Raw genomic sequence first — 25,272 nt, 5'->3', positions numbered from 1 at the left:
GGACCACCAGATGCTACCGTCGCGGCCCCGTCGGCCCGGGGCGGGGAGCGATGGCCGGGTTCAGAGCCGGATCGGCATCAGCACGGAGTAGGTCTCCGCGTCATCCGGGCGGCGTACGGCCAGCGGGGCGATCGGCCCGTCCAGTTCCAACACCAGCTGAGGTGCGCCGGCCGCGTTCAACGCGTCCAGCAGATATCCACCGTCGACCCCGATCCGCAGTTCGTCGGAGGTCAGCTCCGTGGCGGGGAGCAGGCACAGGCTGCCCTGGTCGTCGAGGCCGAGCACGGTGACCGCCAGCGGCCTGCCCCCGTACTCACGGGCGACCGTGGGAGCCGCCGGGTCGGCCAGCGCGGCGCTCAGCGCGGCCACGTCCACCGGGATCCGGCGAGCGTCCGGCCGCTCGCCGACGGCGTCGCGCAGCAGCCGACGGTAGTCCGGGAAGTCGTACGGCAGGGCGGTGCCGGTCAGCGTCCGGCCGGCCACCAGCACCCGCAGGTCCGTGCCCGCCACGGTCAGCCGTACCGGCCGGGGGTCGGCGGCGTCGAGCAGTGCGCGGAGTTCGTCGACGAGGGCCACGGGAACGAACACCCGCACCGGCGGACCGTCGACGTCCGCCTCGGCCCGAGCCAGCGCGAGCCGGTGCCGGTCGGTGGCGACGAGCCGGACGGCGTCGGGCTCCACGTCGAGCAGCACGCCGGAGAGCATCGGCAGCTCCGGGTCGGTGCCGACGGCGAAACGCACCGCGTCCAACGCGGCGGCCAGGCCGGCGGGGGAGAGCAGCAGCATGGTGGTGACGGGCCGGGCCGGATCCACCAGGGCCCGGAGCCGGGTGACCTCACGACGGGCGTCGGTGAGCCCGTCCGCCAGCCGCCGCAGGTGCGTGTCGAGCAGTTGGTGCACCGCCGCCGGGTCGGCGCGTACCGCGGCGGCGATCTCCGGCACCGGCATGCCGATCCGGCGTAGCCCGGCTACCAGCCGGGCCGGGGTGATCTGCTCGTCGGTGTACCAGCGGTAACCGGTCACCGGGTCGACCAGGGCCGGCTCCAGCACCCCCGCCGAGTCGTAGAAGCGCAGCGCGCTGACGGTCAGGCCGCTGGCCCGGGCCAGCTCGCCGATGCTGTGCAGGTCACTCACGCTGGGCATCCTGCCCCCTCGACCCGGTTGAGGGTCAAGCCGAGCCCTGCTTCAGCACACGGAAGGTGAGGCCGGCCCGGACGAGCCGGTCGAGCAGCGCATCACCCATCGCGGTGACCGGGGTGAGCTGCCCGGCGGTCGGCGGCAGGTCGTCGAACGCCAGGCAGAGCGCCGACTCGGCGAGCATCTTCGCCGTCTCGTCGTACCCCGGGTCGCCGCCGGCCACCTCGGTGACCACCCGCTGCCCGCCGCCGGTGCCGACGAACCGGACCCGGAACCAGGACGTTGCCCGCTGCTCGGGGGTGGGCCCCTGCCCGGAGGCGAGTCGACCGAGCAGCCAGCGTCGGCTGGGCGGCAGCTTCACCAGCCCGATCAGCGCGCCGAGGCCGAACGCGCCGACCAGCAGAGTGGGCAGCCGCTTCACGGCGGCGAAGTGCCGGTAGCGGAAGTCCGGGCCGTACTCCGGTCGGGCCGCCGCCGAGCGACGGATCACCTGCGGGTCGATGGTCGGCAGGGGCACGGTCCAGATGCCCAGCTCGGCGGAGCGGGCCAGCCGCCCGGGCACCGCGCGGACCCGGCGGTCGGTGGGGCGCGATTCGACCGCCCGACGCTCCCGGGCCGCCTGGCTGGCCTGCCCGGTACGAGAGAACGCGGTGAGCGCCGAATGGTAGGTGCCGGCGGAGAACCGGCCACCGGCGCGCACGTAGCCGTCCACGGTGATCGGGACGTCGGCGGGCAGTTGCTTGATGGTGAACCAGACGCCCAGGTCGTGCGGGATGGAGTCGAACCCGCAGGCGTGCACCAGCCGTGCGCCGGTGCGGGTCGCCTCGGCGTGGTGGCGCACGTACATCAGGTCGACGAACTCCGGCTCGCCGGTGATGTCCAGATAGTCGGTGCCGGCCCGGGCGCACGCCGCGACCAGCGGCTCGCCGTGGTGGACGTACGGACCGACCGTGCTGGCCACCACCCGGGCGGACTCCGCCACCGCGTGCAGCGAATCGGCGTCGGTCACGTCGGCGGTGAGCAGTGGCAGGTCGACCAGCGCCGGATCGATCGAGGTCAGCCGACTCCGTACGGCGGCGAGACGGTCCGGGTTGCGGCCGGCCAGCGCCCAGCGCAGCCGGGCCGGCGCGTGTCGGGCCAGGTATTCGGCGGTCAGGCCTCCGGTGAACCCGGTCGCTCCGAACAGCACCACGTCGTACGTTCGCTCCCCAGCCATTCCCAGAGTCTGCCATCCGCGTACGCCGATGACTGATCACGAGCAGGGCGTCATGGCGTGAACACGGCTCGCACACAACCGTCGGCCCGGTCCCGGAACAGCTCGTACCCCTGGGGACCGTGCTCCAGCGGCAGCCGGTGGGTGGCCAGGTGCTCGGTGCACAGCTCGTCGCGGGCCATCCGGTCCAGCAGCATCGGCACGTCCCGCAGGTCCGGCCGACGGGCCCCGCGCAGCGTGAGCCGCCGGTCGGTCACCGCGCCCAGCGGGAACGCGTCGACGAACCCGTCCATCGCCCCGAGCAGCACCACCACACCGCCCTTGCGGCAGGCGTGCACGGCCTCACGTCTTGCGTCCGGGCGGTCGGCGGATCGGCCACCGAGCCGGTCGGGCGGTGGCGCGCCGACCGCGACCACGCACACGTCCGGCCCGCGCCCACCGCTGCGGTCGCGCAACTCGGCCGCGACGTCGGTGCGGCGATAGTCCAGCGGTTCCGCACCGGAGTGCCGCTCGGCCATCCGCAACCGGTCCTCGTGCCGGTCCACCATCAGCACCCGGGCGGCACCGCGCAGCACGGCAGCGCGAGCGGTCAACTGGCCCACCGCCCCGGCACCCCAGATCGCGACCACGTCGCCGGGCCGCACCGCACCCAACTCGGCGGCCAGCCACCCGGTCGGCGCCGCGTCGGCGGCGAACACCGCCCGGTCGTCGTCGACCGCATCCGGCACCCGAAAGGCGCCCACGTCGGCGTACGGCACCCGCACGTACTCGGCGTGACCGCCCGCGAAGCCGCCCGCCGCCAGGGGGCGACCGAAGCAGCCGGCGTCCGAGCGCTCCCAGTCAGGGTCGACGCTCGCCGGGTCGGCATTGGCGTTGTCGCAGCAGGCGTGCAGGCCCTGGCGGCAGTACCAGCAGCCACCGCAGGCGACGCTCGCGCCGACGACCACCCGGTCGCCGGTCCGGTGCCGGCGAACCCCGGGGCCGACCTCGACCACCTCGCCCAGGAACTCGGCCCCGAGCACGTCGCCGGCCCGCAGCAGCGGGTCCCGGCCGGCCAGCAACGGCAGGTCCCCGCCGCAGGTCGCACTGCGGCGTACCCGGACGATGACGTCACGTTCGTTGCGCAGCTCCGGGTCGGGCACCTCGCGTACCGCCAGTTCGTCGGCGGCCACCCAGCACAGCGCCCTCACCCGTGGGCCTCGGGACGGTCCAACGCGGACCGGTCCGCGCGCAGCACCTCGCCGGCCTCCACCCGCTGCTTGACCTGGCGCAGCGCCCGGCGGACCAGCAGGCCCGGGTCGTCGCCGACCAGGTGCGCCGCCAGTCCGGTGGGCGGGGTGGCACCGGCCAACGGGCGGGCGGCCAGCTCGGTGCCCCGGTCCCCGGGCGCCGTCCGCACCCGCACCTCGACCGCGCCCTCCAGGCGGCGCAGCGGTTCGGGCCAGTGGCCACCGGGGAGCACCTGATCCGGCGGCCGGTCGACCGTCACCACCTCCCACCGGGCCGGCGCGGCAGGGTCGCTGTCCGCGCCGGTCCGACCACGCCAACGGGGTACGCGCCACAACCGCACCGCCCCGGTCAGCGCCGCGCTGCCGAGGGCGGGTCCCGCCCGCGCCAGCCGTCCCATGGGTCCCACCTGTCCCACCCGTCCTCCCGGTTCACGTCCCCCGATCGTCGGTCGCGGTCGGGTGAAGCGTGCTCGCCCGGAAGGGGTGAACCGGCCCGCGTCGGGTAACCGCTCGCCGATCGGGGGCGGAACGCGTGATGGGGGTGGGGCTGGGTGCCAGCGCAGCAGAATCGCGTACGGGCCGACACGGCGGTGGAGTCGCCACTGCTGGCGTCCCGGCTGACGCCGGCCGTGCCGCCGGAGCCGGTGGTGGCCCGGCCCCGACTGCTGCGCCGGTTGGACGAGGCGAGTGCGGGACCGGTCACCCTGGTCGCCGCCCCCGCTGGCTGGGGCAAGACCACGTTGCTCGCCAACTGGGTGCGACTGGCCGGCGGTTCGCCCGAGGTCGAGCCGGGCGCGATCGTGCCCGACTCCGGCCAACTGCCGGCCGAGCCCGAGGCCAGCCCGGTCTCGGCCTGGGTGTCGGTGGAGGTCGGCGACGACGGGGATCGGCTCTGGGCGTACCTCGCGGCGGCACTGCGCTCGGCGACCGGGTCGACGGAGGGTGGCCCGGTGCCCGACCGCCCGCCGCGTCCCGACCAGTTGGAGCTGCTGGCCGCCACACTCGCCGACGCGGACCAGCCGGTGCTGCTGATCCTGGACGACCTGCACCGGGTCGCGGACCCGGCGGCGCTGAGCGGCTTGGAGTTCCTGCTGCGGCATGCCGGGCAGCGGCTCCGCCTGGTGATCGGGGCACGGGCCGGGCTGCACCTGCCCCTGCACCGGCTTCGCCTCACCGGCGAGCTGACCGAGATCGGTGCGGACGATCTGGCGTTCACCGACGACGAGGTGGCAGACCTGCTCACCGCGCACGGCGCGGCCCTGCCGGCGGTCGCCGTGCACCGACTGCGTGAGCGCACCGGCGGCTGGCCGGCCGCGCTGCGCATCGCCGCCCTGGCGGTGCGCGGACAGCCCGACCCGGAGCGCTGGGTGGGGCAGTTCGGTGGTGACCAACCGGAGATCGCCGGGTACCTGCACGAGGAGGTCCTCGCGACGCTCGACCCGACCGAGGTGGATCTGTTGCGCCGTACCGCCCTGGTCGAGAACGTCTGCGCCGGCCTGGCCGAGGCGCTGACCGGTCGCGCCGACGCCGGGCAGGCGCTCGCCGACCTGGCCCGGGCCGGTGGCCTGCTGCACCGGGAGGACACCCGCCCGCCCTGGTACCGCTGCGAGCCCCTGCTCGCCGACCTGCTCCGCGCCGACCTGGCCCGGCTGCCCGGTCACGAGCTGCGCGAGCTGCACGAACGGGCCGCCGATTGGTACGCGGGCGCCGGCCGGCCGACCGACGGTCTGCGGCACGCGCTCGCCGCCGGCCGGTGGGACCTGGCCGGCGACCTGTTCGTCGCGCACTGGCCGGAGCTGACCCGGTACGACCGCGATCCGGTGCACGCCTCGACACCCGCGTCCCCGCCGACGGAGGTGATCCGCGCCGACCCGGAGGTGGCGTTGGCTCTCGCCGCCGAGCGTGCGTACGCCGGCGATCTCCCGGCCGCCACCAGCCACCTCCACGCCGCCGCCGGGCACGCCACGGGCCTGCCGGTGCCACGCCGGGACCGGTTCCTGCGGTTGGTCACCGCGCTGGAGCTGACCATGGCCCGGCTCGCCGACGACCCGGCGGAGGCCCGGGCCGCCGCCGCCCGGCTGCTGCGCACCCGCCCGGCAGGTGCCACGCCGACCCGAGTGCCGGACTCCGCGCCGCCCGGGGCAACCGGTTCCGCTCCGACGGCCGGCGGGGGCGGTGCCGCCGATGACGCGGACCTGCGGGCGTTCACCGGCACCGCGCTGGGGCTGGTCGAGTTGGCCGAGGGCGCGCTACCGACCGCCCGCTTCGTTCGGGCCCGGGCGGCGGCCCGGGAAGCCGGCCGGCCGCGTACGGAGCTGGTCGGCGCCAGCCGCGCCGCGCTGCTGCTCGCAGTGCGCGGTGAGCTGCGAGCGGCCGAGCAGGCGGCTCGGGACGCGCTGGGCATGCCGCCGTGTCGGGGCTGGTCCTGCCGGCTCGACTGCGCCTACGCGTACCTGGCCTTGGCCCTGGTGGGACTGCTGCGCGACCAGCCCGAGGAGGCCGGGGCGAATCTCGCCCTCGCCGGCCCGGCGCTCGGTGTCGCCACCGGCTGGGTCGGTAGCTCCGAGGCGGCTACGGGAGACGGCTGGCTTGCCGCCGCCTCCGGCGAACCGGTCGCGGCGGCGGTGGCCGCACTGTGCCAGGCGCAGTTGCACCGCGACTCCGGTGACCCGGCGGCCGGCCAACGCCTGCTCGTCCAGGCCCGGGAAGCGCTGGTCACCCGGCCGTCCGCCGCCGAGTTGGCCGGGTTGCTGCGGGCCGCCGAGGCCGAACTGCGTGCTGAACGGGGCGACCTGAGCGCCGCCCGCGAGTTGCTGGGGAACACCGCCGTCGACGAGACCGAGCCGGCGCTCGCGGTGGCCCTGGCCAAGGTGGAACTGCTGGCTGGCGACGCCGCTGCCACCGGGCGGGCCCTGCCGGCCTGGCAGGCGCCAGCGGCCACCGCCTGGCCCCTGCCGGTACGCCTGGACGCGGGCCTGCTCGACGCGGTGCTGGCCGAGCAGGCCGGGGACGGGCGTCGGGCAGGTCGGATCCTGGAACAGGTGCTGGATCTGGCTGGCCCGCAGGGCTGCCGACGGGTGTTCACCCGCGCCGAACCGGCCGTCCGGGCTCTGCTGGCCGCACACCTGGACGCGGGCACCGCGCACTTCGCGCTGGTCAGCGACCTGGTCCGGGGGTCCGGAAGGAGCACCGCCCGGGCGGCGGCCGAGCCTGGGGGCACGCTCGACGAGCCGCTCACCGAGCGGGAGTTGACGATCCTGCGCTACCTGCAGAGCATCCTGTCCAACGTGGAGATCGCCACCGAGCTGTCCCTCTCGGTCAACACGGTGAAGACCCACGTTCGCAACATCTACCGCAAACTCGACGCGACCCGCCGGCGCGAAGCGGTCCGGCGGGCGCGCGAGTTGCGGCTGATCTGAGCGTGCGCGGGATCGGGGTCAGGCGTTGCCCGCAGCGTCCACGGCCGCCAGCAGATCCGCCAGGTCGTACCCGCCCTCGTGGCGGACACCGTTGACGAACAGGGTGGGGGTGCCGTTCACCCCGCTGCGGATGCCACCCACGAAGTCCCGGCGCACCCGGTCCGCATGCGCTCGGCTCTCCACCTCGGCGTTCAACTCGTCCGGCGGCAGCCCGACCTGCTCGACACCGAGCGACAGGTGCACCGGGTCGAGTTGGTCCTGGTGCTCGTAGAGCCAGTCGTGCATCTCCCAGAACCGGCCCCGGACCGCGGCGGCCTCGGCCGTCTCGGCGGCGCGTTCGGCGTACGGGTGCACGTTGGCGATCGGGAAGTACCGGTAGACCAATCGCACGGTGTCGGCTCGCTGTCGCAGCACCTCGTGCAGGTTGGGGTATGCGGCACCGCAGAACTGGCACTGGAAGTCGCCGTACTCGACGATGGTGACCGACGCGTCGGCCGGCCCCCGGATATGGTCCGCGGTGGTCACCGGGTCCCGAAGCCGGGCGGTGACCTGCAGTGGCGTGGTCATCCGGCCATCACCTTCCGATCGGCGGCGAGTTGGTCCAGCGCGTCGAAGATGCCGTCGGCACCCGGGTTGACGTCGGGCGGGGAGCGGTGACTCCAGGTCACCTTGCCCGCTGGGTCGAGCACCACCAGTGCGCGGTCCGCCTCACCCTGCGCGTTGTACGCGCCGTAGCGGCGGGCAACCTCACCCTTCGGCTCGAAGTCGGCCAGCAGGGGGAACTCGATGCCCCGGCTCTCCGCGAAGGCCCGGTGCGACCAGATGCTGTCCACCGAGAGGCCGAGCACCACCGCCTTGTACTGGGCGAAGACGGGTGCCGCCGATTGGTAGAGCGACATCTGGTCACCGCAGACCGGGCTCCAGTCGGCGGGATAGAAAGCGAGCACGACCGGCCGGCCACGGAACTGCTCGGGCCCAATCGGGTCCCCGTCCGGGGTGGCCGGCAAAGTGAAACCGGGCGCGGGACGCCCCGGTTGGATCAGCCCGTTCGGATCACTCATGCCACCAGCCTGCTCCCGGGATGGGTGAGGTCGGCTCACCCACCCCGGGTGGTTTCGCGCTCGCTCAGCGCAGCACCGGGGCGACCGCGATGTGGTTCTGCACCTCCCGGATGCCGGGTGCGGACCAGGCCACCTGCTCCACCTCGGCCCGTTCGGGCATCGAGTGCACCAGGCCGGCCAGCACCGCGGTGTCACCGTGCACCCGGACGCTGATCCGTTCGGCCTCGGTCGCCCCGGCCCGGGCAAGGGCGTCGACGATCCGGTTGGCCAGGTTCTGGCCGTCCGGCGCGGCGGCCGGCTGGACGGCGATGCCGTTGCTCACCCCGCGTACGCCGGTGAGCCGCCCGACCGCCCGTTCGGCGGCTCGGCGCTGGTATTCCCACTCGACCTCGCCGTGCAGGGTCACCCAGCCGGCTGAGACGGTGACCTGGAGTTTCTCGATGGGCACGAACGCGTCCCACTCCAGCGCGTGGCTGGCCGCGGCGGCCAGGTCGGGATCGGCGCGCTCAGCACCGCTGTCCAGTTGCACGGCCAGGTCGTTGGCGACCGCCCGGACCCGGGCGACCCGATGGGTGGCCCGTTCGGCGGCCCATTTCTTGGCGTAGCTGTCCACTCGGCCGGTCAGTGTGACGACGCCCTCGGCGACGGTCACGCCGATCTCGTGCGGCTGCACCCGCGGTTCCCAGGTCAGCTCGTCGAGTACGGCGGACTGGATGTCCTGGTCGGTGCGGCCGATCTCCGCGATCGCCATCTGGCCCTCCTTCGCTGCGTGGAGGGCGGACCGGGTGGCGGCTGCGGCCGACGGTCCGCCGGTGTCCGAGGCTGCCGCCGACCCGGGTGAACAGTCCTCGCCCGAACCGGGTGACGGCACCGCCAGGCTCCTTCCCAGGGGCGCGAACATCGATGATGGGAGCGCTTCCAAAGCGAGCGTATTTCGGTTACGGTAATCGCGTTCCTCGATTGCGGGAGCCGTCGCGTCGGGTGGCGGGAGCCAGGGCAGCTCCGCCCGTCCCGTCGTCGTGCTCGTCCCCCGGGCCACGGCGGCATCCACCCGGTCGACCCCCGTCCCCCGGGGCTCGGTCCGGAGAGGAAACACCGACGGGCGGGAGTCTCGCCAGCATCGTCCTGTCCGTGCCGGACGCCTCGGACCACCACCCGAGCACCGGTCCGTCGGGCTGCCTGAGGGGTCCGGCACCCGGCGGGCCGGCCCATCCAGCTCCGCGTGTCAATCACCCAGACGGGCCCCACTCGACCGTGGTCGAGCGGGGCCCGGCAGATCACCTGTGCGTTCGGTCGTTCAGACCGCGGGGGAGTTGGGACGGTCGACGTCGACGAACTCCACGTCGTCGACGGAGTGGACGTCCCGGCTGCCGGCCGCCCGCGCGGCGGAACCGACGGCCCAGCCGACCGCCGCGCCGACCAGCGCGGCGCCGATCAGCAGCGTCCAGGGCAGTGCCGGTTGCCGGCCGGCGAGCGCGTCGAAGGCCAGCGAGGCACGGCGCCGCGCCTCGTCGGCGGCGGAGCCCACCAGGTCACCGGCCCCGTCGGCGAGGTCACTGCTGTTGCGGCGCGCGGAGCGGGCGGTGTCCCGGACACTGTCTCCTGCGGAGCTGACGGCGGAGAGCAGGTGCTCCCACGCCTGGTCCGCGATCCGCTCTGGCCTGGTGCGGCGGTCCAGCAGGTTGGTTCCGAACATCGTGGTTACCTCCTCGGGTGCCGAAGCCGCCGGCCACTTCGGACTTCGGCGTCTGTTCAGCGCGTCACGGTTCGCCTACCCCGCCAGTGCCCAGGGCCGCCCGGGCGCAAACCCGGCCGGCGTCGGCCCGCCGCCAGGAGCTCAGCGCACCACCACCACGGCGACGCCGCGGGCAAAGTCGTCGTCATCGTCGTCATCGTCGTCTCCACCGCCGAAACCGCAGGCCAGTACGAGGGCGAGCAGCACGCCGACGCCGGCCAGCCCCGCAAGTCGCTTGATCATCGAAGGTCCTCTCCGTAACGGTGGGTGTCCCGGCCCGATGCTAGGTGGCGTCGGCAACCGTGGGCGGGCGTCGGGCGGGGTGTCCGCGGGCGACACGCCGGTCGCGCGCGGGGCGGCGTCGATAGTGGGCCGGTTGACGGGCACATGGGGCCCGAACGGCTACCCTGGTCCGGCGGCGCGTCGGTCACGACCGATCGTCGGGAGTCAGATAACGGAAACTCTTGACTAGTCAGATACTCGAAAATGCGGATATGGGCGACTTTGTGGGTCCGGATCCGCGAATTGCTCATCCCGAGGGGTGGCGACCGAGGCCGTCAGAGGAATACGCTCGGTCGCGGCCCGCGTACTGATGAGGCGCCCGGGGGACGGGCGGGTGGAGGTGCTCGCGTGAGCCTGTCGATCGTGAAGTCGGTTTTGTCCGGTGGTGTCGTGGAGATCGCCCCGCGTGGCGAGATCGACGTTGACACAGCGTACGAGGTGCGCGAGGCGATCGCGGAGGTGCTGGCCAAGAGTCGGCCGCTCCGCATCGAGCTCAACATGAGGCTGGTCACCTTCATCGACTCCGTCGGCATCAGCGCCATGGTTGCCGGCTTCCAGACGGCCGAGGTGAGCGACGTCAAGCTGATCGTCACCGAGCCGAGCCGGTTCGTGCACCGGCAGCTCTGGGTGACCGGCCTGCTCGGCCTGTTCGGTGCCCCCGAGCCCTACTTCGCCGGCGCCGTCACCCCCGAGGTGCTCCCCGGCGCCTGAGCGCGCAGGCATCCTCAGGGCTGGTCGTCCAGTCCGGTCAGGTCGATGTCCGTCGCCTCGGTGACCGCTCGGATGGCCGTCACCGAGGCGTACCCGGCGGCCAGCAGCGCCACGTCCGTGCCGGGCTGTGCGGCCTGGCCCGGCTCCTCGAGCGAGGTACGGACGAAGCCGTGGCCGGATTCGGCGACCGTCATCTGCACCTGACCGAAGCTGGCCAGTGTGCCTCGACGCACCCCCCGCAGCCGCCCGTGCGGCAGGTCCGGGGCGTTCACGTTGAGCACGCTCTCCATCGGCGCGGAGGTCAACCGGGGGAGCAGGTCCAGGGCGACCCGCGCGGCGGTGCTCCAGTTCCGCTCGGCGTCGCGTACCCGGGCGGCGGCGTCCACGGCGGCGCCACCGCTCGCGGCCGTCGCCTCGCCCGCGGAGAGCACGTCGAGTGAGACGGCCATCGCCCGGCAGCCGTTCGTGGCGGCGGTGAACGCGGCACCCACCGTTCCGGAGTGCAGCACGGCCCGGCCGGCGTTGGCACCACGGTTGATACCGGACAACACGACCGACGGCGGTGGGCCGAACGCGCCGTGCAGGGCGATCAGCGTGATGAAGCCGGGGGAACCACCGACGCCGTACGCCGGCACACCCGCCAGGTCCGGCAGCGGGTGCTCGTTCACGACGACCCGCCCGTCGCGCTCGGTGGCACTCATCGCGGCGCTGGTGCCGCTCGCCTCCTCCAGCGGTGCGGCGACCACCACGTCCAGGCCCCGCTGCGCCGCCGCCCAGGCCAGCGCCTGGATGCCGGGGGCGGCGATCCCGTCGTCGTTGGTGATCAACACCCGCAGGGTCATCGCTCGACCACTCGGTCGGCCAACTCGTCCGGGGTGGTCCGCTCCTGCTGTCGACTGTCCGCCGGCACCAGTTGGACCCGGTCGACCAGGCCGGTGATCGAGTCCAACCGGCCGGTGCCCAGGCCGTGCCGGGTCACGTTCAACGCACCGGCGGCAGCGCCGGTCCGGATGGCGGTCCGGATGTCCCCGCCTCTGGCCACGACGGCGGCCACCCCGGCGGTCATCGAGTCGCCCGCGCCGCGCGGGTCGGCGGCCTCCAGCCGGGGCATCTCGACCTCGAACAACTCCCCGTCGATGAGCGCCAGCGCCGGCTGGTCGGCCCGACTCACCACCACCGTCTCGGCGCCGGCGGCGTGCAGTTCGTACATGGCCCGGGTCAGCTCCAGGCTGTCGTCGCTGCGGGCGCGGCCGTCGCGGATCAGCTCCTCGTGGCTCACCTTGAGGAAGAACACGCCGCTCTCCAGCACCGAGCCGAGGTGATCGCCGGAGAGGTCGACGACCACCCGCCCGCCGTTGGCGCCGAGGTCGGCGGCGAAGCGCCGGTACAGGTCGGCCGGGACGAGCCACGGTTCGTTCGGCCCACTGAGCACGCTCACCGCGGCCCGCAGGCCCTCGCCGAGGGCCAGGTTGTACAGCTCGTCGATCTCGTGCCGACTCAGCGGCTGCCCGGGCACGTCGGCGATCTCCTGCCGGGAGCCGTTGCGGCGGTCGTGCACGTACCCGCCACTGCCGGAGTCACGGACCACCACCTTGAGGTCCACGCCCTCACTGACCAGCAGCGGCTCCAACACCTGGCCGATCTCGCCGCCGAGGGCGGCGCAGAGCACCACGTCGACACCGAGTGACATCACCATCCGGGCCTGCCAGACGCCCTGCCCGCCGGGGTGCAGGTGCAACTCGGGATGGTCGTTCGGCTGGTCCACGGTCACGGTGAGCTGCGGAGTGGGCGCGAAGACCATGACGTGCCCGCTCACCGGTCGTCGCCGTTCATGATGTCGCTCTCCAGGACAGTCGGGTGAATTATCACTAACCGACCCTAATAGGACAGGTGGTGGCAGGCCATCCACCAGGCGAGGTTTCGCCCTGGTGTTGGCCACCGTCGGGCGTTGCCAGCCAGACATCGGTACGGGACGATCGTGCGACCAACGACGGCGGGAGACGGTGTGCTCAGCAGCGATACCTTCAGCTACACCGTCCAGGCCCGGTGCTCGCCAGCCGAGGCGGCGGCGTTGCTCAGCGATCTGACCCGACAGGGTGAGCTGCACCCGCTGATCGTTCGGGTCCGCCGAGTGCCGCCCCGACCGGGCGCCCGGGCCAGCTACACGATCAACGACCGGCTGGCCGCCGGCCCGCTACGCTTCCGGACCACCTACCACGCGGACGTGCTGATCAGCGAGGACGACGAAATCGTCACGGTGGCCCGCCAGTGGCCGGCCACCACCGTACGCAACCACACCCGACTGCGTGCCGAACCGGACGGCCTGGTCCGGATCGACGTCGAGATCACCCTGACCGCACCGACCCTGCTGTTCCGGTACGCGTTCCGCCAGGCCCGCGACGCTCACCTCGCCCTGGCCACCCGGCTCGGCGCGGCGCTGGACCGCACCGGCAACCCACCCCCCGCCCCCTGACCACCCGGCAGCCCCCGGCCTCGCGCCGTGCGGGCCTCGCGCCCCACGGCATGATCGTGCTCGATCCAGGATGTAGTGGTCTGTGGGCGCGACGAGGCCACTAAATCCTGGTTGTAGTGCGATCGCGGCTCGCGATCACGGCTCGCGCGGCGGGACGCCGGCCCCAGGGCTTGTAGGTGGACAGCACCGTCGCGATGATCATCAGGCTGGTCGACACCGCGGGTGCGATCACCAGGTCGGCGCGATCGCGTGCGGGCAGGGCGGCGCCCAACGCGCCGGCGTGCCGCAGGTTCGGGGTGAGCAGGAACAGCACCAGCCCGACCATCACCGTGGTGAGCACGAGCTTGACCAGCACCCAGCGGTAGCGCAGCAGGCCCCACGGTGTGAGTAGCGCGCTGGCGACACCGATCAGCCAGACCAGGACGCTCAGCGGCGCGAACAGCACGGTGCCGACCAGCGCCGTGACCGGGTAGACCGCCGCCGGATCGGCGCCACGCTGCACGGCGATGCCGAGGGTGAGCAGCACCAGGTCGGTGCCGAGCCAGCCGAGCGAGGTGACCAGGTGCAGGGTGAGGAGGCCCTTGCGGGCGGTGGGTGGGATCCGAGGCATACCGCGATGCTGCCCGCGGGTCACTGCCGGGTCGTCCGACCGCCGACGACATCAGAGGTACGCCCGGCGACGTAGCCGGTCCGTGGGCGGCGAGATCGTCACCCATCCAAGATCGATAACACGTCGCCAGTGTCGGGGTATCCCGTCAACCCGGATACCCCGACATCGGCGAAAGCGTGTGGATCATCCCCTGGCCGGTCCGGCCGGGAGACCTACCCGCCTCGGGCGGGTCTGCGGCGGTGAGCCCCGCCGTGACACATCCCGAACAGCGGGTGGGTCAGTAGACCGACAGGTGCACGTGGTTGGTGTGGGCGCTGGACGGGTCGCCGCCCGCCCCGCTGTACGACTTCCACCCGCTGCTGGGCAGCCAGATCTGCCGGTACCAGATCACGTACAGGACGGCGAGCTGGTTGGAGTTGCGGATGAAGTACGCGGCCAGGTTGTTGCCGTACGTCTTGTCGCCGCCGGTGGCGTTTCCGCCGAAGCCGTTCTTCTGCGCGGCGAAGTCGCAGGCCCGGCCCTTCGGGTGTTCTCCGGAGCCGCTGGGGCGGTGGCAGGAGACGTACCGGGTGAAGCCTGCGGCCTTGGCCTGGTTGAGCGCGTGCAGGGTGCGCGGGGTGATGCAGCCGCTGGCGGGCGTGGGGTCGTTGACGCTGCACGACTCCGATGGCCAGGAGCCGTTGGAGTTGCGTGGCGCGGGCTTCGCGTTGGCGGCGGAGGTGCCCCGGTTGGAGCCGGTGTCGGCGGTGGTCTGCGGCGTGGATGTGTTGGCCACGGTGAGGGCCCGCTCGGCCTGCTCCTTGCGTTTGGCCATCACCGCGACCTGCTTGCGCTGCTCGGTGACCTCGCCGTTGAGGGCGACCCGGGTGCGGTTGGCCTGGTCCTTGCTGGTGTGCAGGTCGCGCAGCACCTTGTCCTCGTTGGCGGCCACCGCGCCCAGGGTGGCGGCCCGGTCCATGAATCCGTCGGGGGTGCCGCTGTTGAGCAGCGCCGCCATCGTGCCGAGCCGGCCGGTGCGGTACGCCACGCCGGCGATCTCGCCAACTTTGCCGTTGCGTTGGGCGAGCTCGACCTCGATGGTCTTCAGCCGGGTGGTGAGCTGCTGCTGGCGCTGCACGGAGGTGTCCAGAGCGCGTTTCGCGTCCAGGTAGCCCTTGCTGGCGGCCTCCAGTTGGGCGCGCAGCGCCGGGGTGCCACCCTCTTCGTCGGAGTCGGGTGCGGCGGCCTGCAGGCCGGTCGGGGGAGCGGCCGAGGCGGTGCCGGCCGGGAGAGCGATGCCGAGGGCGAGCATCGCGACGATCAGGGCCGCGAGTCGGGCGGCGGGTGGTCGTGCTGGTGCCACTGTGCATGTCCTTCCGTCAGCCGCCGACCGGGTTAGCTGACGGGTTCGGGACGGAAGATCCCTACCGCTGACGCGGATGCACCCCAGGAACGTGGTTCCCCGGTTCGCCTATGTGGCAATTAGGCGGCGACCGCCACCGGCGCCGGGAGGGCGCCGCCTGGTGGAGGCCGGGACCGAGCCTACCGGTGCCGGTGGGGCGGTTGCAGCCGATGTGACGGACGGTGCGTGCGCCGTCACCAGAAAAGCGCCGTCACCACTCGATTGAGCCGCAGGCCCCGGAGGTGGCACCGGGCTCGATCTGCAACGTCGCGTGTTCGATTCGGAAGTCGTCGTGCAGGGCTGTACGCGCCGCGCTGAGCACTGCGCCGACCTCGGCGCCGGGCGCCATGGTCAGGTGTGCGGAGGCCACCTCCATGCCCGAGGTGAGCGTCCAGACGTGCAGGTCGTGCACCTCGACCACACCGGGGACGGCGGCCAGCCGGTCGTGCACGGCGGTCACCTGGAGGTGCTCCGGGGCGGCCTGCACCAGGATGCGGACGGCGGCGCGTGCCAGCCGCCAGGTGCGCGGCAGGATGAACACACCGATGGCGACCGCGACGAGTGGGTCGGCCCACCACCAGTCGGTGACGGTGATGAGCAGCGCCGCGCCGATCACGCCGACCGAGCCGAGCAGGTCGCCGAGCACCTCGAGATAGGCGCCCTGAAGGTTGATGCTCTCCCGGGCTCCGGCGCGGAGCAGGGCGAAGGCGCCGACGTTCGCGAGCAGGCCGAGCACGGCCACCGCGAGCATTGGTCCGGCGATGACCTCGTGCGGATCACCGAAGCGGCGGATCGCCTCGATCACCACGTAGACCGCGACGGCGGAGAGCAGGACGGCGTTGGCGAGTGCGGCGAGCACCTCGAGTCGGTAGAGCCCGAAGGTGCGCTGCGGGTCGCCGGTGGCCCGCCGGGTGGCGGTGATCGCGGCGAGCGCCATGCCGATGCCGAGCACGTCGGTGAACATGTGCCCGGCGTCGGAGAGCAGGGCGAGTGAGCCGGTGTGCAGGGCGGCCACCGCCTCGACCACCATCAGGGTGGCGAGGAGCCCGAACGCCGCCCAGAGCCGTCCCCTGTGCTGGTGTGCGGCATTGGCGACCGACCCATGGTGGTGGTCATGACCTGCGCCCACGAGACCCACCTTCCGCCGCCAGTCGGGACCCGGTCAAATGTATGCTCACATCGCTATGTATGCAAGTATGCGGCCGGCCGCTGTCCCGTCCGGTCATTCGTCACGGATCAGCCGGTCGGGTCGAGGGTGGTGAGTCGCTGAGTGGCCCGGGAGAGCGCCACGTACAGGGTGCGTACCCCGGCACCCGGATCCGCCCGGATCTCGCTCGGGGCGACCAGCACCACCCCGTCGTACTCCATGCCCTTGGCCTCCAGGCTGGTCACCACCTGCAGCCGCGGAGCGTCGAGCGCGGTGAGCCAGCCGGCGACCTCGTCGCGGCGGGGGACCGGGGTGATCACCCCGACCGTGCCCTCCACCTCGGCCAGCAGGCCGGCCGCCGCCTCCACGGTGGCGGTCTCCAACCCCGTCGGGGGCACCACCAGCTCGACCGGATCGACCCCGGTGGAGCGGACGGCGGTCGGCAGCGGCAGGTCAGGGTAGAGCCGGCGGATCTCCGCCGCCGCCACCGCGAAGATCTCCGACGAGTTGCGGTAGTTGGTGGTGAGCGTGAAGTCGTGTCGCTTGCGCCGGCCCAGCGCCTGGTCGCGGGCCCGGTTCAGCTCCTCCGGATCGCCGGTCCACGCGGTCTGCGCGGGGTCACCCACCACCGTCCAGGACGCCAGGTGGCCACGCCGACCGACCATCCGCCACTGCATCGGCGAGACGTCCTGTGCCTCGTCCACCACCACGTGCGCGTAGTCCCGGTAATCCTCCGGACGCTCCCGGGCCGCCGCCCGGGCCGCCCGCTGGCGCTCGCCGAGGGTGCTCAGCTCGCGTACACCGCCAGCCAGCTGGAACGGATCGCGCCGAGCCCGGGCCGGCTTTGCCGGCTTGCCGAGCAGCGCGTCCAACTCGTCCAACAACGCGATGTCGGCAATGGTCAGCCCGTCGGTGTCCAGGCTCCGGTACGCGGCGCTGAGCAGCCGGATCTCCGCGCTGGAGAGGATCCCGCTCGCGTACCGGCGCAGCCGATCCGGTCGGGCCAGCCAGCCGAGCACGTGGCGAGGGTGCAGCCGCGGCCACCACGCCTTGAGGAACTCCCGGAACTCGGCCCGCTCGGCGATCTCGCCCTCGAAGGTCCGCTGCTCCGGCAGTCTGATGCCCACCTCCCGGGCCTGCGCCCAGAGCGCGGCGAACACCCCGTCGAAGCCGGCCCGGCGCACCTCGTTGCGTCGAGCGCCCCGGTGCAGCACGCGATCCCGGATCCGGTCCAATTCGGCCCGGTCCAACCGCAGCAACGTGCCCCGGTAGAGCAGCCGCAACTCACCCGGACCGCCCGGCACCGCGTCGCGGGCCGCACGCTCCAGCACCCGGCGCATCCGCAGCGAGCCCTTCACCGCCGCGACCTCGGGCGGGTCGGGGCGGGTGGCGGTCATCCCCGGAAAGAGGGTGCCCAGCGAGTGCAGGGTCGCGGTGTCCTCACCGAGCGACGGCAGCACCGAGGCGATGTACTCGACGAAGACCGACGACGGGCCGACCACCAGGATGCCGCCGCCCGCGTACCGGCTGCGTTCGGAATAGAGCAGGAACGCGGCCCGGTGCAGGGCGACCGCGGTCTTGCCGGTGCCCGGGCCGCCCGCGACGATCGTCACCCCGGAGCCGGGCGAGCGGATCGCGTCGTCCTGCTCCCGCTGGATCGTCGCCACGATGTCCCGCATGCCCCGGCCGGTGGCCTTGGACAGGGTGGCCAGCAACGCACCGTCACCGACGACCGTCATCCCCTCCGGGGCGGCGGTCGGGTCGAGCAGATCGTCCTCGATCCGGGTGACCCGCTCGGCACGGGACTGGATCGTGCGGCGACGCACCACGTCCAGCGGCTGCGCCGGGGTCGCCTGGTAGAAGGCGGCGGCGGCCGGCGCCCGCCAGTCGACGACCAGCGTGGTGGCGTCCTCGTCCCGGATGCCGAGTCGCCCGACGTGCAGCACCTGACGGTCGCGCAGGTCCAGCCGGCCGAAGACCAACCCCTCGTACTCGGCGTCCAGGGTGTGCCGCCGCTGCGCGGCGTGGAAGACCATCGCGTCACGCTCGACCAGCGCGCCGAACGTGCCTACCCGGGCCATCCGGTAGCCGTCACGCTCGGCGCGGACCGCCGAGCGCCGCAGTTCGGCCAGTCGTGCGTACACCCGGTCGAGGTGTCGTTGCTCGACGGCAATCTCCTGCTCCAGGCCGGTCTGGTCGGTCAACGCACGCTCCTTCGAAGGTCGCCGGCAGGCGGCGGGAACCGCGCGAGCCAACCGCAGAAGGGTACGGCCCCCGGCGCAGCCCGCGCCGCCCGAGGTGCGCGAACGTGGTCAGGCACCCGTCTCGGCGGGGGCCGGCGTGCCGCAGATTCGGGGCTGCGGTTCGGCGAGCACCCGGCTCAGGACACCGGTGAGCGCGGCGTTGACCACGTCCGGGCGCTCCAACATCAGCATGTGCCCGGCACCCGGGCAGACGGTCAGCTCGGTGGCCGGCAGGGCCGCCGCGATCGACTCGGCGCACGGCGGTGGGGTCAGCCGGTCCCGGTCGCCGACCAGGGCTGCGGCCGGCAGGTGGGCCAACGCGGCGAGGGTGTCCAATCGGTGCTGAGTGCCGATGGAGGCCCGGAACCCGCCGATCGACCGCAGCGAGGCACGAGCCACCGCCGACGTCACCAGGCGGATGTCGGCCGGCTCGCAGCGGTCACCGAAGAGCATCCACCGCAGGCTCGGCTGCAGCGCCTTCAGCAGTGCTCGCGGCGCTCGCCACGAGCCGCACCGGGCCAGCACTCCGGCGCCGGTCGTCTCGGCCAGCCGGATCAGCCGGGCGATCCGCGGCGAGAGCCCGTAGACGGTGTGCGTGTGCCCCTCGGCGGTGGTCGAGACGAAGACCAGCCCGGCCGTACGGGCGGCGAAGTGCGCGGGGTGGCGGTGGGCGTACTCCATGATCGTCATGCCGCCCATCGAGTGCCCGACCAGGACCAGCGGCCCGGTCGGCGCCACCGTGTCGATCACCGTGGCCAGGTCGTCGCCGAGCTGGGCCAGGGTGGCCGTGGGCAGCGCCATGCAGCTCGACCGGCCGTGCCCCCGCGCGTCGTAGGTGACCACCCGCACCGCCCCACCGTCGGGTGCCGTGGTGAGCGCGTCGACCTGCCGGTGCCAGGCGCGCCCATCCAGCGTCCAGCCGTGCAGCAGGATGGCGGTGACCGGGGCGTCCGCCGGCCCCGTCGCCTCGACGTTGAGCCGCACGCCGTCCGGCAGACCGACCTCGAACCGCTCCGGCATCGCCACCTCCCCAGGGCCGCCCCGGCACCACGAGCACCGGGATACCCGGTGGTAACACCCGGCTACCCGTCATGACAGCACGCCAATCGCGCCGTGGCTAACATTCCCGACCTCGCCCGTGGTTGCCGGTGTCGCGCCAAGCTGAACGGCATGGGGTCGTCGGGAGCGCCCATGGGCGACACGTCGGGGCAGGGGCGGCAGGCCGGCGGCACACCCCGCGCCGCTCTGGCCGACCTGCTCGCCGGTAATCGGCGGTTCGTCAGCGGCCAGCCGGTGCACGGGCACGACGTCACGGCCGCCGCGGCCGCCGCCTCCGGCGACCAGCAGCCGTACGCCGTGGTGCTCGGCTGCATCGACTCGCGGGTCCCGCTGGAGGCGATCTTCGACCAGACCTTCGGCGCGATCTGCGTGATCCGTACCGGTGGGCACGTGCTCGATCGCGCGGTGTGCGGGTCGATCGAGTACGTGGTCGGTCAGCTCGGCGTACCGCTGGTGATGGTCCTCGGTCACGAGCGGTGCGGCGCGGTGGGCGCCACCGTGGACGCGCTGCGCACCGGGGAGCGGCCTGGCGGCTCGCTGGCGCACCTGGTGGACGAGATCGCTCCGGCGGTGACCGAGGTGGGCCTCGACGACCCGGCGGTGCAGCCGCTCGCGATCCGCCGGCACGTCCGGCGGACCGTGCGCACCCTGCGCGAGGACGACCTGTTGGCCGGCCCGGTCGCCGCCGGTCGGGTGGCCGTGGTCGGCGGCCTCTACGACCTGGCCACCGGCGAGGTCGCCCTGCTCGACCCGGGCTGAGCCCGCCCTGCTCGGCGCAGGCTGAGCCTGCTCGCTCCCGGGCTGAGCCCGCCCGGGACGCGAAACCGCCCGCCGGGAACTCCCGGCGGGCGGTTTGGTTGGTGCGGTGGGGAAGGGCTCAGCCCTCGAAGACGCCGGCCGCGACCAGGCGCTTCTCGGTGGCCTCCCAGCCGTCACCCGGGTGGGTGGCAGCCAGGTTGTTGATCTCCGCCCGAATCTTGGCGGCGTGGCCGGCGGCGGCCAGCACGCGGATCTCCTCGACGAAGGCGTCGGAGTCCGTGCGCAGGTGCGCGGTCTTGCCGTTGGTCAGGTTCCGCACGTAGGCGTGCTTGCCGCCGTTGAGCGGGATGAGGTACTTGAACTCGCCCAGCACGCTGAGGGCGCCACCCTGGCCAGCCTGGCCGGCCCGGACGGACGCGCGCGCGGTCTTAGAGGTGTTGCTCGCCACGGAGGTACTCCTTGCAAGACGTACGGGAGGACTGGACGTCCGGGGGCTGTGTGCGGGCCGCACTGCACTCGGCTCGCGAAGGTGTAACGCGGCATAAGCCGCCGGTGGAACTGTACAGGACCACGACATCATGCTGGTCGTCGCGGTGTCCTGAGAGGCAACGGCGGCCACCCGTCCGGCTATTCCACCCGGCGTTTTTTCCGATTCCCTGGCGCACCATGCGTCACAGGAGTCATCATGTGTTGCAGCAGCCACCTGGGTGGACGAGGTCGTAGGGGAAGACGCACCTCGCTCTCCGGGAGGTCATCGTGCCAACGCGTGGCGTCGTATACGTCCACTCGACCCCACTCGCCGTGTGCTCGCACGTCGAGTGGGCGATCGCGCGCGTCCTAGCCGCGCCGGTCAACCTGCAGTGGACGGCTCAGCCCGTCGACCCCGGCGCACGCCGGGCCGAGTGCGGGTGGACCGGTCGTCCGGGGACGGGCGCCGAGCTGGCTGCTGCCCTACGGCAGTGGCCCATGATCCGTTTCGAGGTCACCGAGGAGCCGAGTCCCGGTGCCGACGGCGAGCGTTTCATGTACGTTCCGGCGCGTGGTCTGTTCCGGGCCACCGTCGGCGTGGCCGGCGACATCCAGCTCGGCGAAGACCGACTGCGGGCGCTGATGGCCGCCTCCCGGGCTCCGGAGGCGCTGGCCCACGCGCTGGACAAGGCGCTGGGCACCGCGTGGGACGCTGATCTGGAGCCGTACCGGTACGCCGGCGACGGTGCTCCGGTGACCTTGCTCACCCGGGTCGGTTGACCCGAGCGCGTGCGAGTCGGGCCACCTGCGCGCACGCCGCTGTGGGGGTGTGCGGGCGGTAAGGTCAAGTTGCCCCGATAAGGGGGAACTGGTGGGATAGGCGGCGTGTCGAATCGCCCGTGGCGCGCTTGCGTCGCTGCCGCCACCCTGACCGTCCTGCTCGTCTCCGGCTGCTCGGGTGCCCCGGACCGCCCCGCCCCGACGCCCGGTCCGACCGGCACCTCCGCCGGCCCCAGCGCCCCCGCCACACCGGTGGCCGGCGACCCGGCCGCCCGTGCCGCCGCGCTCGTCGCCACGCTGTCCGACGAAGACCTGGTCGGCCAGGTGCTGATGCCGTACGCGTACGGCGACTCGGCGACGAAGGTCTCCGCCGGCTCGGTCGCCGGTAACCAGGCCCTCGCCGGGGTCGACACCCCCGCCGACATGATCGCCAAGTACCGGCTGGGTGGCCTGATCCTGGTCGGTTTCAGCGCCGACGACCCGACCAAGGGCAACCAGGAGACCACGAACGTCGACAACCCGAAGCAGGTGCACGAGCTCACCACCGGGCTGCGTGCCGCCGCCGGTCGGCTCGCCGCCGGCCCCGCGCCGCTGCTGATCGGCACCGACCAGGAGTACGGCGTCGTCACCCGGGTGACCGACGGCGTCACCGTGCTGCCCAGCGCCCTCGCGGCGGGCGCCGCCGGTGACCCGAAGCTCACCGAGGCCGCCTGGCACGCCGCAGGCTCCGAGCTGGCCGCGATGGGCATCAACGTCGACTTCGCCCCGGTGGCCGATGTGCTGGCCACCCGCAGCACCGTGATCGGCTCCCGTTCGTACGGCGCCGACCCGAAGCAGGCCGCCGTGCAGGTGGGCGGGGCCGTCCGTGGGCTGCAGGCGGCGGGAGTCGCGGCCACCCTGAAGCACTTTCCCGGGCACGGCCACAGCGCCGACGACTCGCACCAGGATCTGCCGGTGCTCACCCAGTCCGCCGCAACGTTGCAGAGCGGCGCCTGGCCGCCGTTCACCGCGGGGATCGACGCCGGGGCGATGGCCGTGATGTCCGGGCACCTGGACGCGCGCGCGATCGATCCGGGAACGCCGGCGACCTTCTCGCACAAGCTGCTCACCGACGTGCTGCGGGGCCAGCTCGGCTTCAAGGGCGTGGTGATCACCGACGGGATGAACATGCCGCCCGCGAAGCGCTGGGCACCCGGCGAGGCGGCGGTCCGAGCGTTGAACGCCGGTAACGACCTCATCCTGATGACCCCGAACGTCGGTCAGGCGTACGACGGGTTGCTCGCCGCGCTGCGCGGCGGGTCACTGCCCCGGACCCGGCTGGTCGAGGCGGTCACCCGGGTGCTGACCATGAAGTTCCGGCTCGCGGAGCTTCCCGCCGCGCAGATGTCCACGCTCGCCACCCCGGAGCACCGGGCGGCGGCCGACGCGCTGGCCGCCGCCGCCGTCACCGTGCTGCGGGGTGCCTGCGGGGGCGCGGTGCGGGGGCCGGTCACCGTCACCTCGTCCAGTGGTCGGGACGGCACCCGGGCCACGCTCACCGCCGCGCTGACCGCCGCCGGGGTGCAGGTCAAGGCCAGCGGTGGCACGATCGTGCACCTGGTGGGCTACGGCGACGGTGCCAAGGACCTGAGCCCCGACGCGGCGGTCACGGTCGCCATGGACACCCCGTACGTGCTGGCAGACGCGAAGTCGCCGACGCTGCTGGCCACCTACTCCTCCAGCCGGGCGTCGATGACGGCACTGGCCGCCGTGCTGGCCGGCAAGGCCCGGCCGGGCGGCCGGTCCCCGGTGGCCGTGCCCGGCCTGCCGGCCACCACCTGCGGCACCAGCTGACTCCGAGCGGAGTACGAGTGTCCACGGGCGCCAACCGCTGTTGGGCGATCTTCGGTCGGCCTACCGAAGCCGTGCGGCCCTCCGACGTCAATCGGGTTCGCGTTCACGTCGACCAGAAATCGGGTCGCCCCGCCCCCGGTCAATCTGACAACCTCCCGGGATGGGAGCGGCAGAGGGATTCCGGTACGTGGTGCGGGCGGATGGCACGGTGGTGATCACGCACCACGGCCGGGTGGCCGGCACGCTGCGGGGTGGCCGGGCAGCGGAGTTCCTCGCCGAGGTCGATGACGACCCGCAGTTGGTGATGGCCCGCTGGACCGGCAACTACCGCCACGGCAACGAGCGCACCGCGAAACGGCACCCCCGCAACCGAGGTTGAAACCGGAAGGGTCCCCACTCGTCGCCAGGCGAGGAGTGGGGACCCTTCCGAACTTCTGGAGCGAGCTCTTGCCGTGTGCGGCGGCCAGCGCCTGGGGGGTCCTTTCGACGAGTCCTTCGCAGGGCCTCAGGGCCGCGCGAAGACGAGCGCCACGTTGTGGCCGCCGAAGCCGAACGCGTTGTTCAATGCGGCGGGGATGTCCATGTGGCGCGCCTTGTGTGCCGCGACATCCAGCGTGAGGCCGGGCTCCGGGTCGTCGAGGTTGATCGTCGGAGGGACGACACTGTCGCGGATGGCCAGGATGGTGGCGATCGACTCCAGCGCGCCGGCCGCACCGAGCAGGTGACCGGTCATCGACTTGGTCGCGGACAGCACCGGGTGGTCGCCGAGCGCCTTGTGCAGCCCGCCGATCTCCAGCATGTCACCGACCGGCGTCGAGGTGGCGTGCGCGTTGACGTGCACGATGTCCCGCTTGGCCACACCCGCGTCCGCGATCGCCTTGGCGATGGCCCGGATGGCGCCCTCGCCCTCAGCGTGCGGCTGCACGATGTCGTACGCGTCCGAGGTGATGCCGGCCCCGGCGAGCCGCGCGTACACCCGGGCGCCCCGGGCTGCGGCATGCTCGGCCCGCTCCAGCACCAGGATGCCGGCGCCCTCGCCGAGGACGAAGCCGTCCCGGCCCCGGTCCCACGGGCGGGAGGCGCGCTCCGGCTCGTCGTTGCGGGTCGACATGGCCCGCATCGAGCTGAAGCCGGCGATCGGCAGCGGGTGGATGACCGCCTCGGTGCCACCGGCCACCACCACGTCGGCCCGACCGGAGCGGATGATGTCCAGGCCCAGAGCGATCGCCTCGGCACCGGTGGCGCAGGCGCTGGCCATCGAGTGCACGCCGGCCTTGGCGCCCAGCTCCAGCCCGACCCAGGCGGCCGGACCGTTCGGCATCAGCATCGGGATGGTGTGCGGGGAGACCCGCCGCGGCCCGGACGCTTCGAGGATGTCGTCCTGGGCGAGCAGGGTGGTGGCACCGCCGATGCCGGAGCCGACGCTGACGGCCAGCCGTTCCCCGTCAAGGTCGGAGCCGGCGAGGCCGGCATCCGCCCAGGCCTGCTGCGCCGCGATGATCGCGATCGCCTCGGAACGGTCCAGGCGGCGCAGTCGGACCCGGTCCAGCACCTCGGACGGCTCCACGGCCAACTGGGCGGCGATCCGGACCGGCAGTTGCGCGGCCCACTCCTGGGTGAGGGCACTCACCCCGGAGCGGCCGGCGAGCATGGCGTCCCAGGTCGACGCGACGTCCCCGCCAAGCGGGGTCGTCGCGCCGAGCCCGGTGACGACGACGTCGGGACGACTCAT

General features: G+C 73.2%; 25 protein-coding genes and 1 riboswitch. Of the genes, 7 read left to right on the top strand and 18 right to left on the bottom strand.

The genetic code is table 11. The features are described from left to right. Positions 1-60: 60 nt before the first annotated feature. The 4 genes from JOD64_RS06995 to JOD64_RS06980 are packed head-to-tail and all read right to left on the bottom strand — an operon-like array spanning position 61 to position 3,977. The gene (locus JOD64_RS06995; RefSeq protein ID WP_204941488.1) at positions 61-1,143 is read right to left on the bottom strand and encodes a DNA polymerase III subunit beta family protein; all 1,083 of its coding nucleotides are present in this window, start codon (positions 1,141-1,143) and stop codon (positions 61-63) included. A gap of 25 nt (positions 1,144-1,168) precedes the next feature. Then, entirely contained in the window at positions 1,169-2,353 is a 1,185-nt protein-coding gene (locus JOD64_RS06990) for a saccharopine dehydrogenase family protein (RefSeq protein ID WP_204941487.1), read from the bottom strand. 50 nt (positions 2,354-2,403) lie between these two features. After that, complete coding sequence (locus JOD64_RS06985; protein ID WP_204941486.1) at positions 2,404-3,540, bottom strand: alcohol dehydrogenase catalytic domain-containing protein; 1,137 nt, start codon at positions 3,538-3,540, stop codon at positions 2,404-2,406. Then, positions 3,537-3,977: a hypothetical protein gene (locus JOD64_RS06980; RefSeq protein ID WP_239559443.1), complete on the bottom strand. Its 441-nt coding sequence runs from the start codon at positions 3,975-3,977 to the stop codon at positions 3,537-3,539. Before JOD64_RS06980 ends, JOD64_RS06985 begins: the two co-directional genes overlap by 4 nt. Positions 3,978-4,130: 153 nt before the next feature. Here JOD64_RS06980 and JOD64_RS06975 point away from each other — a divergent pair, with 153 nt between their 5' ends. After that, a complete protein-coding gene (locus JOD64_RS06975) occupies positions 4,131-6,998 on the top strand; it encodes a helix-turn-helix transcriptional regulator (RefSeq protein WP_204941484.1) in 2,868 nt (955 codons plus the stop codon). A gap of 18 nt (positions 6,999-7,016) precedes the next feature. On the opposite strand, the gene JOD64_RS06970 is transcribed toward JOD64_RS06975, so the two are convergent. The 5 genes from JOD64_RS06970 to JOD64_RS06950 form a co-directional block, all read right to left on the bottom strand. Beyond that, positions 7,017-7,565 (bottom strand): DsbA family protein, encoded by a 549-nt coding sequence (locus JOD64_RS06970; RefSeq protein WP_204941483.1) that lies wholly within the window; start codon positions 7,563-7,565, stop codon positions 7,017-7,019. Then, positions 7,562-8,059 (bottom strand): redoxin domain-containing protein, encoded by a 498-nt coding sequence (locus tag JOD64_RS06965; protein WP_204941482.1) that lies wholly within the window; start codon positions 8,057-8,059, stop codon positions 7,562-7,564. Before JOD64_RS06965 ends, JOD64_RS06970 begins: the two co-directional genes overlap by 4 nt. A 64-nt stretch (positions 8,060-8,123) precedes the next feature. Further along, positions 8,124-8,810 (bottom strand): BON domain-containing protein, encoded by a 687-nt coding sequence (locus JOD64_RS06960; RefSeq protein WP_204941481.1) that lies wholly within the window; start codon positions 8,808-8,810, stop codon positions 8,124-8,126. A 546-nt stretch (positions 8,811-9,356) separates the two neighbouring features. Next, the gene (locus JOD64_RS06955; protein ID WP_204941480.1) at positions 9,357-9,755 is read right to left on the bottom strand and encodes a hypothetical protein; all 399 of its coding nucleotides are present in this window, start codon (positions 9,753-9,755) and stop codon (positions 9,357-9,359) included. Positions 9,756-9,896: 141 nt separating this feature from the next. Continuing rightward, positions 9,897-10,037 (bottom strand): hypothetical protein, encoded by a 141-nt coding sequence (locus JOD64_RS06950; RefSeq protein ID WP_204941479.1) that lies wholly within the window; start codon positions 10,035-10,037, stop codon positions 9,897-9,899. A 387-nt stretch (positions 10,038-10,424) separates the two neighbouring features. Here JOD64_RS06950 and JOD64_RS06945 point away from each other — a divergent pair, with 387 nt between their 5' ends. Further along, complete coding sequence (locus tag JOD64_RS06945) at positions 10,425-10,787, top strand: STAS domain-containing protein (protein ID WP_204941478.1); 363 nt, start codon at positions 10,425-10,427, stop codon at positions 10,785-10,787. 14 nt (positions 10,788-10,801) lie between these two features. On the opposite strand, the gene surE is transcribed toward JOD64_RS06945, so the two are convergent. Together surE and JOD64_RS06935 are read right to left on the bottom strand one after the other, a co-directional pair. After that, a complete protein-coding gene (gene surE, locus JOD64_RS06940; RefSeq protein ID WP_204941477.1) occupies positions 10,802-11,629 on the bottom strand; it encodes a 5'/3'-nucleotidase SurE in 828 nt (275 codons plus the stop codon). Next, positions 11,626-12,603, bottom strand: a complete 978-nt coding sequence (locus JOD64_RS06935) for a 1-phosphofructokinase family hexose kinase (RefSeq protein WP_307813271.1) — start codon at positions 12,601-12,603, stop codon at positions 11,626-11,628. The genes surE and JOD64_RS06935 overlap by 4 nt, the downstream gene beginning before the upstream one ends. A 189-nt stretch (positions 12,604-12,792) precedes the next feature. On the opposite strand from JOD64_RS06935, the gene JOD64_RS06930 reads away from it, so the two are divergent. Next, positions 12,793-13,260 carry an SRPBCC family protein gene (locus tag JOD64_RS06930; RefSeq protein ID WP_204941476.1) on the top strand — a complete coding sequence of 156 codons (468 nt, stop codon included), beginning with the start codon at positions 12,793-12,795 and terminating at the stop codon, positions 13,258-13,260. A 100-nt stretch (positions 13,261-13,360) separates the two neighbouring features. Here JOD64_RS06930 and JOD64_RS06925 read toward each other — a convergent pair whose 3' ends face one another. The 5 genes from JOD64_RS06925 to JOD64_RS06905 form a co-directional block, all read right to left on the bottom strand. Further along, a complete protein-coding gene (locus tag JOD64_RS06925) occupies positions 13,361-13,870 on the bottom strand; it encodes a hypothetical protein (protein ID WP_204941475.1) in 510 nt (169 codons plus the stop codon). A 277-nt stretch (positions 13,871-14,147) separates the two neighbouring features. Then, positions 14,148-15,212 carry a coiled-coil domain-containing protein gene (locus JOD64_RS06920; protein WP_372434089.1) on the bottom strand — a complete coding sequence of 355 codons (1,065 nt, stop codon included), beginning with the start codon at positions 15,210-15,212 and terminating at the stop codon, positions 14,148-14,150. Between the two features lie 5 nt (positions 15,213-15,217). Continuing rightward, positions 15,218-15,348: riboswitch (cyclic di-AMP (ydaO/yuaA leader) on the bottom strand. 114 nt (positions 15,349-15,462) lie between these two features. Beyond that, positions 15,463-16,380 carry a cation diffusion facilitator family transporter gene (locus JOD64_RS06915; RefSeq protein WP_204941474.1) on the bottom strand — a complete coding sequence of 306 codons (918 nt, stop codon included), beginning with the start codon at positions 16,378-16,380 and terminating at the stop codon, positions 15,463-15,465. 107 nt (positions 16,381-16,487) lie between these two features. After that, positions 16,488-18,602: a HelD family protein gene (locus tag JOD64_RS06910; protein ID WP_204941473.1), complete on the bottom strand. Its 2,115-nt coding sequence runs from the start codon at positions 18,600-18,602 to the stop codon at positions 16,488-16,490. A 108-nt stretch (positions 18,603-18,710) separates the two neighbouring features. Further along, the gene (locus JOD64_RS06905) at positions 18,711-19,661 is read right to left on the bottom strand and encodes an alpha/beta fold hydrolase (protein WP_204941472.1); all 951 of its coding nucleotides are present in this window, start codon (positions 19,659-19,661) and stop codon (positions 18,711-18,713) included. Positions 19,662-19,832: 171 nt separating this feature from the next. Between JOD64_RS06905 and JOD64_RS06900 the strand changes: the two genes are divergently transcribed. Then, positions 19,833-20,459: a carbonic anhydrase gene (locus JOD64_RS06900; RefSeq protein WP_204941471.1), complete on the top strand. Its 627-nt coding sequence runs from the start codon at positions 19,833-19,835 to the stop codon at positions 20,457-20,459. A gap of 118 nt (positions 20,460-20,577) precedes the next feature. Here JOD64_RS06900 and JOD64_RS06895 read toward each other — a convergent pair whose 3' ends face one another. Then, positions 20,578-20,907 (bottom strand): hypothetical protein, encoded by a 330-nt coding sequence (locus JOD64_RS06895; RefSeq protein WP_030330285.1) that lies wholly within the window; start codon positions 20,905-20,907, stop codon positions 20,578-20,580. Between the two features lie 308 nt (positions 20,908-21,215). On the opposite strand from JOD64_RS06895, the gene JOD64_RS06890 reads away from it, so the two are divergent. The 3 genes from JOD64_RS06890 (at position 21,216) to JOD64_RS06880 (ending at position 23,919) form a co-directional block, all read left to right on the top strand. Further along, positions 21,216-21,707: a DUF3145 domain-containing protein gene (locus JOD64_RS06890; RefSeq protein WP_091409261.1), complete on the top strand. Its 492-nt coding sequence runs from the start codon at positions 21,216-21,218 to the stop codon at positions 21,705-21,707. A 96-nt stretch (positions 21,708-21,803) separates the two neighbouring features. Next, positions 21,804-23,540, top strand: coding sequence for a glycoside hydrolase family 3 protein (locus JOD64_RS06885; RefSeq protein WP_372434229.1), 1,737 nt, complete (start codon positions 21,804-21,806; stop codon positions 23,538-23,540). Positions 23,541-23,700: 160 nt separating this feature from the next. Then, entirely contained in the window at positions 23,701-23,919 is a 219-nt protein-coding gene (locus JOD64_RS06880) for a hypothetical protein (protein ID WP_110565637.1), read from the top strand. A gap of 126 nt (positions 23,920-24,045) precedes the next feature. Here the strand turns inward: JOD64_RS06880 and fabF are convergent, their stop codons facing one another. Next, complete coding sequence (fabF, locus tag JOD64_RS06875) at positions 24,046-25,272, bottom strand: beta-ketoacyl-ACP synthase II (protein ID WP_204941469.1); 1,227 nt, start codon at positions 25,270-25,272, stop codon at positions 24,046-24,048.

Origin of the sequence: Micromonospora luteifusca, assembly GCF_016907275.1 — a bacterium.
In the GTDB taxonomy this organism is placed as follows: domain Bacteria; phylum Actinomycetota; class Actinomycetes; order Mycobacteriales; family Micromonosporaceae; genus Micromonospora; species Micromonospora luteifusca.
Note: the sequence above shows the minus strand (reverse complement) of the source record. Positions and strands in the feature narration are given on the sequence as shown.